A 16211-nucleotide genomic window follows, 5' to 3' on the forward strand; every position below is an offset into this window, starting at 1 on the left:
CGGCGGGCCTGGTCGGCCAGGACGACTCCCGCGAACTCCCGGGCGGCCGACGGGCCGATGTGGCTCCAGTCGCAACACCCTGCACCGGCCGCCGCCGCCGGACAGACGGGGTCGATCCGGTCGGGTGACGGTTCGAGCACGCGGGTCACGGTTCCGCGGCAGAATGCCCGCCCGGGGTCGTCGTCGATCACCACCTCGGCCAGTTCCCCCGTGATCCCGCCGCGGCAGAACACCACTCGTCCGGAGTGCCGGGCCACGAACTCACCACCCTGCGCCGGACCCTCGATGCGCAGTCGCAGCACACGCCCCGTCCAGTCGGTCCCGGTCACCGGCGTCATCGGTCCTCCGGCGCGCCCCAGCGCCCGATGATCGGTTCGTCACGCGCCTGCTCCGCGCGGCCGTCCGACGACGACAGCTGCCACGGAACGCTGGTCACCATGACGCCCCGCTCGTATAGCAGACGGGTCTTCAGGCGCAGCGCGCTCTGGTTGTGCAGCAGCTGTTCCCACCAATGCCCCACCACGTACTCCGGGATGTACACGATCACCACGTCCCTGGGCGACTGGTCCCGCAGCCGCTTGACGTAGTCGACCACCGGTCGGTTGATCTCCCGGTACGGGGACTCCACAACCTTGAGCGGTACGGAGATGCGCCTGCGCTCCCACTCCCGCACCAGCACCCGGGTCTCCGTGGTCTCGATGTTCACCGTCAGTGCCTCGATGGTGTCCGGTCTGGTCGCCCGGGCGTAGGCCAGCGCGCGGAGGGTGGGCAGGTGGAGCTTGGACACCAGCACGACGCAATGGGTGCGGCTCGGGAGCACGACCTCCCAGGAGGAGTCCTCGAGCTCACGCGCGACCGACTCGTAGTGCCGCTTGATGAGCTTCATGACCCCGAACACGGCAAGCATCGCCAGCACCGCGATGTAGGCGCCCGCGAAGAACTTGGTGCCCATGACGATTACCAGGACACCCGAGGTGAGCACGAAGCCGACCCCGTTGACCGCGCGGGCGCGCTGCACCCGACGTCGGACCGCCGGGACCTCTTCGCTCTCCAGTCGCCGTGTCCAGTGACGGACCATCCCGAGCTGGCTCAGGGTGAACGCCACGAAGACGCCCACGATGTAGAGCTGGATGAGCACGGTGACCTGGGCGTCGAAGGCCACCACGAGGACGATCGCCGCGATGGCGAGCAGGACGATCCCGTTGGAGAAGGCGAGGCGGTCGCCGCGCGTGGCGAGCTGCCTCGGGAGGTACTTGTCCCGCGCGAGGACCGAGGCGAGCACGGGGAATCCGTTGAACGCGGTATTAGCCGCGAGCACCAGGATGAGCGTGGTGATGGTCATGATCACGTAGAAGGCGACCGGGAGTCCGGCGAAGACGGGGTCGGCCAGCTGCGCGATCATCGTCTTCTGGTGATAGTCCTCCGGGGCGCCGATCAGTTGGGCGGCCGGGTCCTCCGCGATCTGGACCCCGAGTTTGTTCGCCAACACGATCAGACCGAGCAGGAACGAGATCGACACCACCCCGAGCATGACCAGGGTCGTGGCGGCGTTCCGGGCCCGGGGACTGCGGAACGCGGGTACGCCGTTGTGGATGGCTTCCACTCCGGTCAACGCGGCACACCCCGAGGCGAAGGACTTGGCCACCACGAACGCGAGGGCGAGCCCGGCGACGGCCACCCCGTCGGGCGTGACGAGTTCGAAGTCCGCGGACTCCGCCCTCAGGTCACGATCCAGAACGTCCACCTGGAACAAGCCCCACACCACCAGTGTGGTCATGGCCGCCATGAACGCGTAGACCGGGATCGCGAACATCGCTCGTGACTCCCGGATGCCCCGGAGGTTGATCGCGGTGAGCAGGACGATCGCGACGACGGCGAAGACGACCTCGTTCGAGTAGACGAACGGGATGGCGGAGCCGATGTTGGCGGCCGCCGCCGAGATCGACACCGCCACGGTGAGGACGTAGTCGATGAGCAGGGCCGCGCCGACGCCCAGTCCGGCGTTGGGCCCGAGGTTCACGGTGGCGACCTCGTAGTCACCGTCGCCGGACGGATAGGCGCGGACGTTCTGTCGATAACAGGCGATCACGACCACCATGACGACCGCCACCGCGAGGCCGACCCACGGGGTGAAGACGAGGGCCGACATCCCGGCCAACGACAGGATGAGGAAGATCTCCTCGGGGGCGTAGGCGACGGAGGACAACGCATCCGAGGCGAAGACCGGCAGTGCGATCCGCTTGCGCAACGGCGAGTCCCCTGAGGTGTCGCTGCGGAAAGGACGCCCCAGCAACAGGCGCTTGGTTCCGACGGACACCCGGGAGATCCTGGACACCGACACATCGTAGGGCTCCGCGTGCCGCAGGGACAGTTCTGCCGACGGGAGTAGCGTGATCCCACGGGTCCGCGCGTCGCGGACCGTGAGGAGCGGTACTCACCATGAGGGTCATCATCATGGGCTGTGGGCGGGTCGGGGCGGAGCTGGCGACCGAACTCGACGAGGACGGTCACGAGGTGGTCGTGATCGACCGGGACCCCGCGGCGTTCGCAAGGTTGCCCGAGCGGTTCGGCGGCCGCACCGTCACCGGACTCGGCTTCGACCGCGAGGTCCTCGTGGACGCCGGGCTCCACGGCGCCGACGCGTTCGCGGCGGTCTCCTCCGGGGACAACTCGAACATCATCGCCGCGAGGGTGGCCCGCGAAACCTACGGCGTCGAGCGGGTGATCGCCAGGATCTACGACGCCGGACGCGCCGAGGTCTACGAGAGGTTGGGCATCCCCACCGTCGCGACGGTCCCCTGGGCGACCGGCCGCCTCATCAGATACATCACGTCCGGTTCGAGCCCGGTGGTCTGGCGCGATCAGACCGGTGAGGTCTCGCTTGTCGCGGTGGTCCCTCCCCCGGTGTGGGTCGGGGCCACCCTCGCCTCCCTGGCCGGGACCGTCGGTGGCACCGCGGTCGCCCTCACCCGTTTCGGCGAATGCCGGGTCCCCGATGGCGGCACTCTCGCGCAGGCGGAGGACCTGATCCACCTGGCCGTGCCCTCCGCCGTGGTGGACGATCTCGACGACATCGTGAAGCGAGGACCAACTGATGACTGACCGGCCCGTCGGCGGAGACCCGGTCCCCGACTACGCGGACGGCGCGGGCCTGTTGGACCGCGCCTCCACCCGCACGTTCCATGCCTCCACCATGCGGGTGCTGGTGGCCGGCGCAGGCGTGGTGGGGCGATCCATCGCCCGCGAGCTCCTGGCCAATGACCACCACGTGACGCTCGTCGACCGACGCCCGGCCGTGTTCGACCGCGACTCGGTCACCGGTGCCCGGCAACTCGTGGGGGACGCGTGCGAGCTCAGCTTCCTCGAACGGCTCCGGGCCGAGGAGTCCGACGTGGTGGTCGCTGCCACCGGCGACGACAAGGTGAACCTGGTCGTGAGCCTGCTGGCCAAGACGGAGTTCGCCGTGCCCCGGGTGGTCGCCCGCGTCAACGACCCGCGGAACGAGTGGCTGTTCGACGACCGCTGGGGGGTCGACGTGGCCGTCTCGACGCCCCGGCTCATGGTTTCGGTGGTCGAGGAGGCCGTCGCCGTCGGTGACGTCGTGCGGCTGATGACCCTGCGTCGCGGCGGTGTCAACCTGGTGAGCGTGACGCTGCCGGACCAGACCCCCCTCGCGGGCAGGCCCGTCTCCCGCGTCCGGCTCCCCCGCGACGCGGCGCTGGTGGCCGTCCTCCGGGGAGGCAGGGTGATCACTCCCGAACCCGACGTCCCGTTCGAGCCCGGTGACGAACTGCTCGTCGTGGCCCCCGAGACGGCCGAGGAGGATCTGAGCATCGCGATCCTCGGCGGCTGACACCCGTTGACTCCCGCTCGAGCGTCCCGCCCGGCAGCCGCGTCCGGGCGCGCTGGTCAGTACCCGCGGTCCGCGTCTGCGGGAACGGTGACCGCGACCTCCCGCCCGTAGTCCCACCCCGGCGCGAGGGGCAGTGCGTCTCCGCTCCAGAACCGTCCGGGGTCGTACCAACTGGCATCACCGGCCGGCAGCAGGACGCCCATCGCCTCGAGTGTCATCCCGACGACCTCGGCGCAATAGGCGGCCTCCATGCGCAGTACCGGCCCGGTGTCGACGGTTCTGCGCCACGGGAGACCGATGCCCCGCCTCCCCTGGGCACCGGCCTCACCGTCCCCTCCGGACCCGGGCCCCGTGCCGGCGTCGCGGACGGATCGGCGCCGTCCCCGAGCTGCCCACCGACCCCGGGCCCACCGGGCGGTCAGGCGCCCCGCGGAGGGGAACGACACACCGTTCAGGCGGGCGATCGTCTCCAGTACCGCGTCCTCCTGCGCCTCACCGGTCTCCGGGCTGATCTGCCGGAACCATGCACGTTGTCCGTACGGCCCGGTCCACTGACGCACCGCCGCCTCGAGATCGTGCAGTTGGACGCCGCGTTGCCTGCGACCCGTCCAGACGTCCGTCAGCGCGCGACCCATCTCGGCGTGCCAGAGGAGCGGCGGTAGATCGTCGAGAACCACCGCCACCCCCACGTGGTTCACGGGGGAGTTGGTCAGGGTCTGAATGAGCCTGTCGGCGGTCGTGCGCCCACGGAAGAGCCAGAGGTCCCCGGTCCGGGTGCGGTGGGCTGCGGCGGCGAGCGGGACGGTGTCGAGGCTCATGCCGCGATCCTGCCAGGTGACGCGGCCGTAGGACCTACCCTTGGACCATGGCACCCCGCGGACGGCAGTGGTTCAAGGTGGTCGGCGCCGCCGGAGTGGTCGGCGTGGCGGCCACAGGCATCCTCGCCGCGCGGACCGAACGCCGGCGGCAGGCCTACGAGCCCGACGAGATCCGGGAGCGACTCCACCAGCGCTACACCCGCCTCCAGTCGCGCCGGGACGGCTCATCGGGCTGACACCCGGATCGGTGCGGTCACCGGTTGGCGATACGCTGGTGTACACCATGACGACGTCCTCCGAGCCCGCCCCCGACCTGCGCCGGGCCCGGCACGATCTGCTCGTCCGACTCGATGACGTCGGCATCCTCGACGCGCACCGGCTCCGGTCGAGGATCCGGAAGGCGCGCGCGGACCAGGTGGCCGACCTGGGCAGGAGGATCGACGACGCCGCCGAACGACTGCGTCGGCGCGCCGGGTCGATCCCGACACCGGAGTACCCCGAGCACCTCCCGGTCAGCGCCCGCAAGGACGAGATCGCGGCGGCGATCCGCGACCACCAGGTCGTGGTGATCGCCGGGGAGACCGGGTCCGGCAAGACCACCCAGATCCCCAAGATCTGTCTGGAACTCGGCCGAGGCGTGCGTGGGATGATCGGACACACCCAGCCCCGCCGTCTGGCGGCCCGGACGGTCGCCGAACGCATCGCCCAGGAGCTCGGAGCGGAGCCCGGCCACCTGGTCGGTTCCGCCGTGCGATTCGACGACCGCACCGGCGCCGACACGGCCGTCAAACTCATGACCGACGGCATTCTGCTCGCCGAGATCCGGAGGGACCGGCTGCTGCGCGCCTACGACACGATCATCATCGACGAGGCGCACGAGCGCAGTCTCAACATCGACTTCCTGGTGGGCTACCTCCGGCAGATCCTGCCCCGCCGACCGGACCTCAAGGTCATCATCACCTCCGCCACGATCGACCCGGACCGCTTCGCGCGCCACTTCGCGGATGCGGCGGGCCGGCCCGCCCCTGTCATCGAGGTCTCCGGTCGCACGTTCCCGGTGGAGATCCGGTACCGGCCGCTCCGGGTCGACCACGCGGACCGCACCGTCGACCTGGATCCCCTGGACGCGCTCGCCGACGCCGTGGGCGAACTCCTCGCCGAAGGGGATGGCGACGTCCTCGTGTTTCTGTCCGGCGAGCGCGAGATCCGCGACGCCGAGGAGGTGCTCCGGGGCCGGAGGTTCAAGGCAACGGAGATCTTCCCTCTCTTCGCCCGGCTCACCGCCGCCGAGCAGCAACGGGCGTTCCGTCAGCACTCGACCCGGCGCGTCGTCCTGTCGACCAACATCGCGGAGACCTCGGTGACGGTTCCGGGAATCCGCTACGTCGTGGACACCGGCCTCGCGCGGATCTCCCGCTATTCGACACGCACCAAGGTCCAGCGACTGCCGATCGAACCCATCTCACAGGCCTCCGCCGCGCAGCGCGCCGGCCGTTGTGGCCGCGTCGCCGACGGCATCTGCATCCGCCTGTACTCGGAGGATGACTTCGACTCCCGGCCGCAGTTCACCGACCCGGAGATCCTGCGCACCAATCTGGCGTCGGTCATCCTGTCGATGGCCGATCTCGACCTGGGCGCCGTGGACGATTTCCCGTTCGTCGAACCACCCGACCGCAAGGCCGTCCGGGACGGGATGACGCTGCTCACCGAACTCGGTGCGCTCCGGATCGACGACGACGGGCGCCCGCACCTGACGAGGGTGGGTCGCGACATGGCGTCCCTCCCCCTCGATCCCCGTCTGGCGCGGATGGTGGTGGAGGGCCACCGCAACCGCGCGCTGGGGGACGTCCTGGTGGTGGTGGCGGCGCTGACGGTTCAGGACGTGCGGGAGCGACCCGCCGAGGACCGAGACAAGGCGGACCAGTTCCACCGTCGGTTCGCCGACAAGTCCTCGGACTTCCTGGGTTACCTCAACCTGTGGCGCTACCTCACGGAACAGCGCCGCGAACTCTCTGGCAGCGCGTTCCGCAAGATGTGCAAGGCCGAGTATCTGCACTGGTTGCGGATCCGGGAATGGCAAGACCTCACCGCCCAGTTGACCAGCATGTGCCGGGACCGGGGTTGGCATCCGCCGTCCGGCCACGCCGCGGAGGACGACCTCCACAAGGCGATCCTGTCCGGCCTGCTCACCAACGTCGGGATGAAAGACGAGGACACCAGGGAGTTCCGCGGCACCCGCGGCATCCGCTTCCAGGTGTTCCCCGGTTCCGATCTCGCCCGCAGACCACCGCGCTGGGTCATGGCCTCCGAGCTGGTGGAGACGTCCAGGCTGTGGGCCCGTGATGTCGCGCGCATCGACCCGGCGTGGATCGAAACCCTCGGGGCGCACCTGGTCCGGTCCCAGTACTCCGAGCCGCACTGGTCCGACGCCCAGGGCGCCGCGATGGCCTACGAGAAGGTTCTCCTCCTGGGTCTGCCCGTCGTCGAATCGCGCCGCATCCTCCTGTCCCGGGTCGATGCACCGCTCGCCCGGGAGATGCTGGTCCGGCACGGCATCGTGGAGGGCCGGTGGTCAACCCGCATCCCGGTGATCACCGAGAACGCCGCGGCGGTGGAGCAGGCGCGCGAACTGGAGACCCGGAGCAGGCGCCGGGGCCTGGTCATCGATGACGACGCGGTGGTCGAGTTCTACCTCGAGCGACTCCCCACCGACATCACCTCCGGGCGCCACCTGGAGTCGTGGTGGAAGAAGCAGGGCCGCAAGGATCCGGACCGTCTACGACTGACGCCCGAGCGGATCCGCACCTCGGACACCGCTCCGGCCGCCTCCGAGTTCCCGCCGATCTGGAAGCAGGGTGAGCGGGATTTCGAGCTCAGGTACGCGTTCGACCCTGGTGTCGACTCCGATGGCATCACCGTGCGGATCCCTCTCCCCCAGTTGTCCTCGGTCGCGGCCTCCGGTTTCGAGTGGCTGGTCCCCGGCCTTCGGGAGGAGTTGTACACCGAGATGCTGCGAACTCTGCCCAAGTACCTACGGCGTCTGTGCTCCCCTCCCGCCGAATACGCACAGCTGCTGGCCGGAGATCTCACCCCGCGCTCGGCTCCTCTCCCGGTGGCTCTCGCCGGGGCGCTCTCGGCCAGGATCGGGACGACCGTCGATCCCCGCGAATTCCATCCGGAACACCTCCCCGGCCATCTGCGCATGCGCTTCGAGGTCGTCGACGGCGACGAGGTGGTGGCCTCGGGTACCGATCTCGCCGCCCTGCGCAGCCGCCTGGTGGAGAAGGTCCGAGCCACGCTCAACTCGCGACTCGTCCCCGACGACGGGCCCCATCGGGCCTGGACCGCGGACACGATCGGGGACCTGGAGACCTCGATCAGCGGGACGGTCGACGGTGTCGAGGTGACGGTCTATCCGGCGCTGCAGGTGCGCCCGGACGGCCTCCACCGGATCGCGTGCGCCACCGAGGAGGAGAGGAGGGCCGCTCAGGCCGCGGCCGTGTTGACGATGATCTCGAAGGATGTGATCACCGCGGCGGCGATACTCCGGGGCCGTCCGGTGGAGCAGCGCCTCGCGCTCACCCAGTATCCCCACGGCGGCGCCGACGGACTGGTCTCGGACGCGGCCCTGGCCGCGTGTGGACGGATGCTCGCCACACGTCAGGGGGTGCCGGTACTCACCGTGCAGGAGTTCGAGGAACTGCGTGCGCGGGCCAGGGCCGAAGCGCCGGGCGCCGTCTCGGCGTCGATCACCGCCGCTCTCCCGGCGCTGGTCGCCGCGCGATCGGTGACGGCGCGGTTAGAGCAGGCCCCGCGTGACGTCGCAGACGACGTCCGGCCCGCGCTGGACTTCCTCGTGGGCAAGGGATTCCTCGCGCGTCACCCCGTCGAGGTCCTGCCGCAACTGGAGCGTCATGTGAGAGCGATCGACCTCAGGCTCGACCTGGCGGAGAAGTCACCGGCGAGGTATCGGGAGCTCACCGCACGGCTCGAGGAGTCGGAGGCGACCGTGGCACAGGCGACGGCGGCACTGCGCGGGCGACCGGGTGGGGCGAGGACGTCCCGGGATCTGCGATGGATGCTGGCGGAGTATCGCGTCGGACTCTTCGCACAGTCCCTGGGCACCTCGCGCCCTGTCTCCGCCGAGAGGATCGAGAAGGCGGTGACCGCCGCTCTCTCCCGCCGGACCGGGAGGTGAGCCCACGACGCCCGCCTCGCTACCTCGCGCTCACGAATCCGGGGTTCGCCCAGCCCCGCGGGCCTGAATCACTCGGTCCACCCGATCCTCCCTCGCCAGCACGTACCGTTGCATCGCGACGGGAACAAGGTGCACGCCGACACCGAGTACCACCACGATCACCGCGCTCCGCCAGGCGCCGGCGAACACGAGTGGGATGGCCACCGCAGCGTGGATCCCCGCGCCCACCCCGTGGGCGACCAGGCTCTGCGTGGCCCTGGCGCGAATCTCCACCAACCCAGTCCGACCATGGCACGAGTTGACGCGTCGCCCGAGAGCGCGATTCCATCCGACCCGATCCAGCGCACGGAGTACGGAGGGGATACCGAACAAGCGGGCGCGGTGGATCGTCCGCTGCGTCGTAGCGGTCACCCACCTCGGGATCATCGCTTCGGGCACGGGGCCCATAACGCCCAGGATCCCGAGGACACCGGCCGAGAACGCCCACGGGAATACCGGGTGGTGAGGCCCGATGACCAGCCAGGCGCTCACGACGAACGGCACCAACAGTGACGCGCTCGCAACCACCCGGAGCATGGTCTGAGAGTAGATCACTGCCGCGGAACGGGGCTCAGCGCGGCGGGCCCGCGCTCGTCGCTACGACGAAGAACCCACGCTCACCGGTGAGCGGCGTGGCGCTCTCTGAGTGCGATGATCTCGCGCTCGAAGTCTGCTGCGGAACTGAACTGCTTGTACACGGAGGCGAAGCGCAGATAGGCGACCTCGTCGAGATCCTGGAGAGGTCCCAGGATGGCCAGTCCGATCTCATGAGCGGGAACCTCGGACGCCCCGCCGGCCCTGACCGCATCCTCGACCTGCTGAGCGAGCCGCCGGAGCGCGTCCTCGTCGACCGACCTCCCCTGGCAGGCGCGGCGCACGCCGCGGACCACTTTGTCCCGACTGAAACGTTCCGTCACGCCGTTGCGTTTGAGGACGGTCAACAGCGGTGTCTCAAGGGTGGTGAACCGGTGTCCGCATTCGGGGCACTCGCGTCGACGCCGTATCGCCTGCCCCTCGTCGACCGACCGCGAATCGATCACCCGAGAGTCCTCGTGGTGACATATGGGGCAGTACATTCCAGCTTCGCCATTCGTCGACCTGGTCCGAACCGGTCCACCGGCCGGAGCCGACAGCGGTGCGAGGGCGACGGGCCGCCGTCCCGGGACCATTCTAGAAGGCGATGCCGTGGGTCACGCGTAGGCGGGCCCGCCCACGAGGGCCAACGCCAACAGCATCAGGATTCCGAAGACGATACCGCCGACCACCAGCGCCCAGGTCGGCACGTCGTCCACCACCGGTGCAGCCGGTCTCGCCTCCACCCCGCACGCCCTGACCTGACCCGTGGACGCCGTCCGCACGCTCACCCGGCGACCGGGTGCCACCGACCGCGTGGGCACCTTCCGGCCACGGTCGAGGGTGCGGGTGACGGACGGGACCTCGGCAGGGACGCGCGTCCCCTCCCTGGGTGAATCGAACCGGTCGTGCGCGGTCGCACACACCTCCGTCCACGGGATGGACGGACGCGATCGTTGCTGCATTTCCAGGACGGTCATGACCACTCCCCACTCGACACTCCGTGCGAACCGGATTCGCACACTCGTGTGACTCGTTGTGCACATCTGTTCGAACCCGAACGTGCCTAGAGTTGTATCACGCGGGTCCGACAGAGTCGACACCTGCGCGCAAATTCTTCGAACACCTGTGTGGCGCCCCCGCCCGGTCCGACGTAGGGTGTACACAGAAAGAGACGTCGAACACCCATTCGCTGAAGGGACCGCCGCATGCCCAAACCAGACTTCGAGGCCCTGACGACACGCCAGAAGAGCGTGCTGTTGCACATCCACGACACCGTCAAGGAGAGGGGTTATCCGCCGAGCATCCGGGAGATCGGTGATGCGGTCGGCCTACAGTCCACCTCCTCCGTGGCCCATCAGCTGCGGACCCTGGAGAAGAAGGGCTTCCTGACCCGCGACCCCCACAAGCCGCGGGCGGTCGACGTCCACGGCGTCCCCGGTCAGCGATCGCGGGGGCGACGTGCACCCGCGCAGGAGGACGTACGGCCCGGCGGAGCCGTCGAACCGGTCTACGTCCCGGTCCTGGGGCGGATCGCGGCCGGCGGTCCGATCCTCGCCGAGCAGGCTGTGGAGGAGGTATTCCCCCTGCCCTCCGACCTGGTGGGATCAGGAGACCTGTTCATGCTCAGGGTTGTCGGCGAATCGATGATCGACGCCGCGATCTGTGACGGCGACTATGTGGTGGTCCGTCGGCAGAATGTCGCCGACAACGGCGAGATCGTGGCGGCGATGATCGACGGCGAGGCCACGGTCAAGACGTTCCGCAGGGATTCGACCGGGGTCTGGCTCCTGCCCCACAACCCCTCGTTCCGTCCCATCCCCGGAGAGCACGCGACGATCCTCGGGAAGGTCGTGACCGTCTTCCGCAAGCTCTGAGCCTGTGCCGATGGTGCGTCGCCTGACCTCACCCGGCCGAGGCGGGAACCACGATCGCGACGTGGGTCAGGGCAGATCGGACCCTCACGGCGCTCTGGTCAGGCGACCCCGTCACGCCGGTCGGGGACGCGATACTCGTCGAGTTCTCCCGCCACTGAGGCGGGGAGTCGAACCTCTATCCGGGTTCCGTCCTTCGTGTGATCCTCGGCGACCACAGCGCCCTCCGCGTGGACACGGGAGACCACGTCTCCCCTCGTGAAGGGGATCTCGAGCGTGACCCGCGTGTCCCCCGAGGCGACCACCCCCATGATCCTCTCGAGGAGTTCGTCGACACCCTGACCCGTCGCCGCCGACACGAACACCGCGTCCGGTAGCGCGTGGTGCAGCTCCGTCAGCACGACGTGGTCGGCCACATCGATCTTGTTGATCACCACGAGTTCGCGGGGCCTCTCGGCGTGCTGCTCCTCCACGACGTCGTTGATGACTGTCCGGACGGCGTCGATCTGGCGCAACGGGAACGTGTCAGATCCGTCCACCACGTGCAGGAGGAGCTCGGAATCGACGACCTCTTCCAACGTCGACCGGAACGCCTCGACGAGCTGCGTCGGGAGGTGCCGGACGAATCCGACGGTGTCGGTGAAGACCACCACTCGCCCATCGGGGAGCTCGGCGCGCCGGGTCGTCGGGTCCAGGGTCGCGAACAGTGCGTTCTGGACCAGCACTCCCGCGCCCGTCAGTCGGTTGAGCAGACTCGACTTGCCGGCGTTGGTGTACCCGGCGATGGCGATCGACGGCACCGGGGTCGCGCGCCGTCGATGACGCTTGGTGTCGCGCGCCTGCTTCATGCCCTTGATCTCCCGGCGGAGTCTGGCGGTGCGCTCCCTGATCCGACGGCGGTCGGTCTCGATCTTCGTCTCACCGGGGCCACGGAGCCCGACGCCACCGTTGCTCCCCGCCCTGCCGCCGGCCTGCCGGGAGAGCGCCTCGCCCCAGCCGCGCAGCCGCGGGAGCATGTACTCCATCTGCGCAAGCGAGACCTGGGCCTTGCCCTCACGACTGGTGGCGTGCTGGGCGAAGATGTCGAGGATCAGGGCGGTGCGGTCGATCACCTTGACGTTGACCACCTTCTCGAGGGCGATGAGCTGGCCGGGTGTCAGTTCACCGTCGCAGATCACCGTGTCCGCGCCCGTCGCGGCGATGACGTCCTTGAGGGTCCTGGCCTTACCGGAACCGATGTAGGTGGCGGGGTCCGGCTTGTCGCGCCGCTGGATCAACGCATCGCAGACCTCCGAGCCCGCGGTCTCGGCGAGCTGGGCCAGCTCGGCCATGGCGGCCTCCGCCTGCGCTGACGTGCCCTCGGTCCAGACCCCGACCAGGACGACACGCTCCAGACGGAGCTTGCGGTACTCCGCGTCGTTGACATCCTGGAGCTCGGTCGACAGGCCGACGACTCGGCGCAGCGACGAGCGCTCCTCGAGCTGGAAGTCTCCGACCGAAGGGTCATGGTCTCGTGTGGCCCGGTCAGGGGCGGCGTCATCGATAGTCATCCACCAGCATCATCTCACAGATGCGTCCACGACGCCTCCGCGAACGGAGCCGGGCGTCACCCTGTGTACCACCCGTGCGCGACGAGCTCGGACGGTCCGGTGAGGGTCGAACCGGAACCGGTCAGGGTCACCCCGACCTCGCCCCCGGGGACGGAGACCAGGACCTCGCCCGTGGCCTCTCCGGCGTCGGCCAGAGCCGCGACGGCGGTGGCGACGATGCCGGTGCCGCAGGACAACGTCTCCCCCGATCCCCGCTCATGGACGCGCATCGACACCCGTCCGTCCACCAGCGGGGTGGCGAACTCCACGTTGACCCCCTCGCCGAAGAACGCGGTGTCGTAGACCGGCGCCTCGTGCACCGGTAGGTCGCGTAACCCCGCGGCCCCCAGACCCGGGACCACGCACGCGAGGTGGGGGTTGCCCATGTCCACGGCGAGGCCCGCGTACACGCGTCCGGCGAGTTCCGCCGAGGACACCCCGAGGAGCACGGGTTCACCCATGTCCACACGGACCATGGCGTGGGTGTCGTCGTGGTGGAGGATGTCGGCGGGACGGGGACCGGACCGGGTGCCGACGGCGATCCGGCCGACCCCGGCACGGCCGGTCGCGACGAGGGCGTGGGCGAACACCCTCACGCCGTTGCCGCACATCTCCGCGATCGAACCGTCCGCGTTCCGGTAGTCCATGAACCAGTCCACGGCATCGACGCCGTCCGGCAGAGCGGGGAGGACGCCCCGGTCGACCAGGGCACCGGCCGTGGCGATCCGGAGTACCCCGTCCGCGCCGAGTCCGCCCCGCCTGTCGCACAACGCCCTCACCAGGTCCTCGTCGAGCCCCAGTTCCGCCCGGTCGTCGGGCAGGATCACGAAGTCGTTGAGAGTTCCGTGACCCTTGATGAAGGACAGTCCCTCGGACGGTGCGGTCACAGGCGTGGAGGTCATGGCATCCGAGTCTAGCGACCCCGGCACCCCGTTCCACCCTGCGGAAAAGTCGGATGATCACAGGGCTCGTGAGCACTAGAGTCGTCTGCAGAACGGTCCCTATGTGAGGAGAGCATCGATGTCCGAACGCATCACTGTCGGCGGTATTCAGGTCGACGAGGTCCTCTACGACTTCGTCAACACCGAGGCGATCCCCGGCACCGGGGTCGATCCCGACGCGTTCTGGGCGGGTGCCTCCGAGATCTTCACGGATCTGGCCCCCCGCAACCGTGAACTGCTCGAGACCCGCGACGCGTTGCAGTCCAAGATCGACGCCTGGCATCACGAGAACCCGGCCCCGATCGACCAGCGCGCGTACACGCAGTTCCTGCGGGACATCGGCTACCTGGTGCCCGAGCCGGATTCCGTCTCCGTCACCACGGAGAACGTCGACGCGGAGATCGCGACCGTCGCCGGACCCCAGCTCGTCGTCCCGGTCATGAACGCCCGCTTCGCGATCAACGCCGGCAACGCCCGGTGGGGATCGCTCTACGACGCGCTCTACGGCACCGACGCGATTCCGGAGTCGGACGGGGCGGAACAGGGCACGGGGTACAACAAGGTCCGCGGCGACAAGGTGATCGCCTGGGCCCGCGAGTTCCTGGACGACGCCGTTCCGCTGGCGTCGGGCAGCCATGTGGGCTCCACCGGATACGCCGTCGTCGACGGCAGTCTCCAGGTGACCGTCGCCGACGGATCGACCACCGGCCTGAAGGCCCCGGAGAAGTTCGTGGGGTACCTCGGTCAGGCCGCCTCCCCGTCGTCCGTCCTGCTCTGCAACAACGGGCTGCACATCGAGATCCAGATCGACCCGGACTCCCCGATCGGTTCCACGGACTCCGCGGGCGTCAAGGACGTCGTCCTGGAGTCCGCCGTCTCCACCATCATGGACTTCGAGGACTCCGTCGCCGCCGTCGACGCCCGGGACAAGACCCTGGGATACCGCAACTGGCTGGGCCTCATGAAGGGTGATCTGTCCGAGGAGATCACCAAGGGCGACAAGACCTTCACCCGTGTCCTGAACGACGACCGGGTCTTCACCGCTCCCGACGGCGCGGGCGAGGTCAGGCTCCACGGCCGCTCCATGCTCTTCGTGCGCAACGTCGGTCACCTGATGACCAACCCGGCGGTTCTCGACGCCGACGGCAATGAGCTGCCGGAGGGGATACTCGACGCTCTCATCACCTCCCTGGCGGGGATGCACGGGATCGCCGAGGGCAACGAGCGCGGGAACAGCCGGCACGGGTCGATCTACATCGTCAAGCCCAAGCAACACGGACCCGACGAGGTCGCGTTCACCACCGAGCTGTTCAGCCGGGTCGAGCAACTCCTCGGCCTGCCGGCGAACACCCTCAAGGTGGGGATCATGGACGAGGAGCGCCGCACCTCGGTCAATCTCGCGGCCTGCATCGCCGAGGCCACGGAGCGCGTCGTCTTTATCAACACCGGATTCCTCGACCGGACGGGCGACGAGATCCACACCTCCATGGAGGCCGGGCCGATGATCCGCAAGGGCGAGATGAAGTCCGCCCGGTGGATGACCGCCTACGAGGACTTCAACGTCGACACCGGTCTCGCGTGCGGACTCCGCGGCCGAGCGCAGATCGGGAAGGGCATGTGGGCCAAGACCGACCTCATGGCGGAGATGCTCGCCGAGAAGATCGGTCAGCCCCGCGCCGGCGCGAACACCGCGTGGGTGCCCTCCCCGACAGGCGCCACGCTGCACGCCACCCACTACCACCGGGTCAACGTGATGGCCCGCCAGGAGGAGCTGCTCGCCGGCGGCGCCCGCGCGAGTGTCGACGACATCCTCACGGTGCCGCTCGCACCGGACACCACCTGGTCGGACGCCGAGAAGAAGGAGGAGGTCGACAACTCGTGTCAGACCATCCTCGGCTACGTGGTCCGCTGGGTCGAGCAGGGAATCGGTGTCTCGAAGGTGCCGGACATCCACGACGTCAACCTCATGGAGGACCGCGCCACCCTGCGGATCTCCTCGCAGATGCTGGCCAACTGGATCCGCCACGACATCATCACGGCGGACGACGTCGAGGACTCGCTCCGACGGATGGCCGAGATCGTCGACGGGCAGAACGCCGGTGACGAGGCGTACCGGAACATGGCGCCGGACGTCGAATCCTCGATCGCCTGGCAGGCGGCCCGCGAGCTCATCCTCGAGGGGACCCGCCAACCGTCGGGCTACACCGAGCCGATCCTGCACCGCCGCCGTCGCGAGTTCAAGGCGGCCAACGGGCTGTAGACCGGTTCCCACCCGGCATCTCGCGGGACCCGCCACCCGCACCCCCGGGTAGCGGGTCCCGCGACC

Annotated in this window: 14 protein-coding genes; 6 read left to right on the forward strand and 8 right to left on the reverse strand. The window is 69.2% G+C overall.

The features are described 5' to 3' along the window. Both G6019_RS13950 and G6019_RS13955 read right to left on the reverse strand, forming a co-directional pair. Positions 1 to 338, reverse strand: a 338-nt coding sequence (locus G6019_RS13950) for a TRAM domain-containing protein (protein ID WP_375539769.1), incomplete at its 3' end; no start/stop codon positions are given. Then, positions 335 to 2326 carry an APC family permease gene (locus tag G6019_RS13955; protein ID WP_107758100.1) on the reverse strand — a complete coding sequence of 664 codons (1992 nt, stop codon included), beginning with the start codon at positions 2324 to 2326 and terminating at the stop codon, positions 335 to 337. The genes G6019_RS13955 and G6019_RS13950, both read right to left, overlap by 4 nt. Before the next feature lie 113 nt (positions 2327 to 2439). On the opposite strand from G6019_RS13955, the gene G6019_RS13960 reads away from it, so the two are divergent. Continuing rightward, positions 2440 to 3102: a potassium channel family protein gene (locus G6019_RS13960; RefSeq protein WP_107756580.1), complete on the forward strand. Its 663-nt coding sequence runs from the start codon at positions 2440 to 2442 to the stop codon at positions 3100 to 3102. 91 nt (positions 3103 to 3193) lie between these two features. Beyond that, positions 3194 to 3853 carry a potassium channel family protein gene (locus G6019_RS13965; protein ID WP_107758101.1) on the forward strand — a complete coding sequence of 220 codons (660 nt, stop codon included), beginning with the start codon at positions 3194 to 3196 and terminating at the stop codon, positions 3851 to 3853. 56 nt (positions 3854 to 3909) lie between these two features. Here the strand turns inward: G6019_RS13965 and G6019_RS13970 are convergent, their stop codons facing one another. Continuing rightward, complete coding sequence (locus G6019_RS13970; RefSeq protein WP_182611881.1) at positions 3910 to 4671, reverse strand: hypothetical protein; 762 nt, start codon at positions 4669 to 4671, stop codon at positions 3910 to 3912. Between the two features lie 47 nt (positions 4672 to 4718). Between G6019_RS13970 and G6019_RS13975 the strand changes: the two genes are divergently transcribed. Then, a complete protein-coding gene (locus G6019_RS13975; RefSeq protein ID WP_017836905.1) occupies positions 4719 to 4907 on the forward strand; it encodes a hypothetical protein in 189 nt (62 codons plus the stop codon). Positions 4908 to 4954: 47 nt separating this feature from the next. Continuing rightward, positions 4955 to 8869: an ATP-dependent RNA helicase HrpA gene (gene hrpA, locus G6019_RS13980; protein ID WP_182611880.1), complete on the forward strand. Its 3915-nt coding sequence runs from the start codon at positions 4955 to 4957 to the stop codon at positions 8867 to 8869. 30 nt (positions 8870 to 8899) lie between these two features. Here hrpA and G6019_RS13985 read toward each other — a convergent pair whose 3' ends face one another. The 3 genes from G6019_RS13985 to G6019_RS13995 form a co-directional block, all read right to left on the reverse strand. Continuing rightward, positions 8900 to 9445 (reverse strand): hypothetical protein, encoded by a 546-nt coding sequence (locus G6019_RS13985; protein ID WP_182611879.1) that lies wholly within the window; start codon positions 9443 to 9445, stop codon positions 8900 to 8902. An 80-nt stretch (positions 9446 to 9525) separates the two neighbouring features. Continuing rightward, entirely contained in the window at positions 9526 to 9984 is a 459-nt protein-coding gene (gene nrdR, locus G6019_RS13990; protein ID WP_107756583.1) for a transcriptional regulator NrdR, read from the reverse strand. Between the two features lie 114 nt (positions 9985 to 10098). Further along, on the reverse strand, positions 10099 to 10461 hold the full coding sequence (locus G6019_RS13995) for a hypothetical protein (protein WP_156607182.1): 363 nt from the start codon (positions 10459 to 10461) through the stop codon (positions 10099 to 10101). Between the two features lie 228 nt (positions 10462 to 10689). On the opposite strand from G6019_RS13995, the gene lexA reads away from it, so the two are divergent. After that, the gene (gene lexA, locus G6019_RS14000; RefSeq protein ID WP_017836910.1) at positions 10690 to 11358 is read left to right on the forward strand and encodes a transcriptional repressor LexA; all 669 of its coding nucleotides are present in this window, start codon (positions 10690 to 10692) and stop codon (positions 11356 to 11358) included. Between the two features lie 98 nt (positions 11359 to 11456). Here lexA and hflX read toward each other — a convergent pair whose 3' ends face one another. Then, positions 11457 to 12905 (reverse strand): GTPase HflX, encoded by a 1449-nt coding sequence (hflX, locus tag G6019_RS14005; RefSeq protein WP_182611878.1) that lies wholly within the window; start codon positions 12903 to 12905, stop codon positions 11457 to 11459. Between the two features lie 56 nt (positions 12906 to 12961). Further along, positions 12962 to 13846, reverse strand: a complete 885-nt coding sequence (dapF, locus tag G6019_RS14010) for a diaminopimelate epimerase (RefSeq protein WP_182611877.1) — start codon at positions 13844 to 13846, stop codon at positions 12962 to 12964. Positions 13847 to 13964: 118 nt separating this feature from the next. Here dapF and G6019_RS14015 point away from each other — a divergent pair, with 118 nt between their 5' ends. Further along, on the forward strand, positions 13965 to 16145 hold the full coding sequence (locus G6019_RS14015) for a malate synthase G (protein WP_107756586.1): 2181 nt from the start codon (positions 13965 to 13967) through the stop codon (positions 16143 to 16145). The last annotated feature ends 66 nt before the right edge of the window (positions 16146 to 16211 follow it).

Source organism: Dietzia sp. DQ12-76 (assembly GCF_014145045.1).
Classification (GTDB): Bacteria; Actinomycetota; Actinomycetes; order Mycobacteriales; family Mycobacteriaceae; genus Dietzia.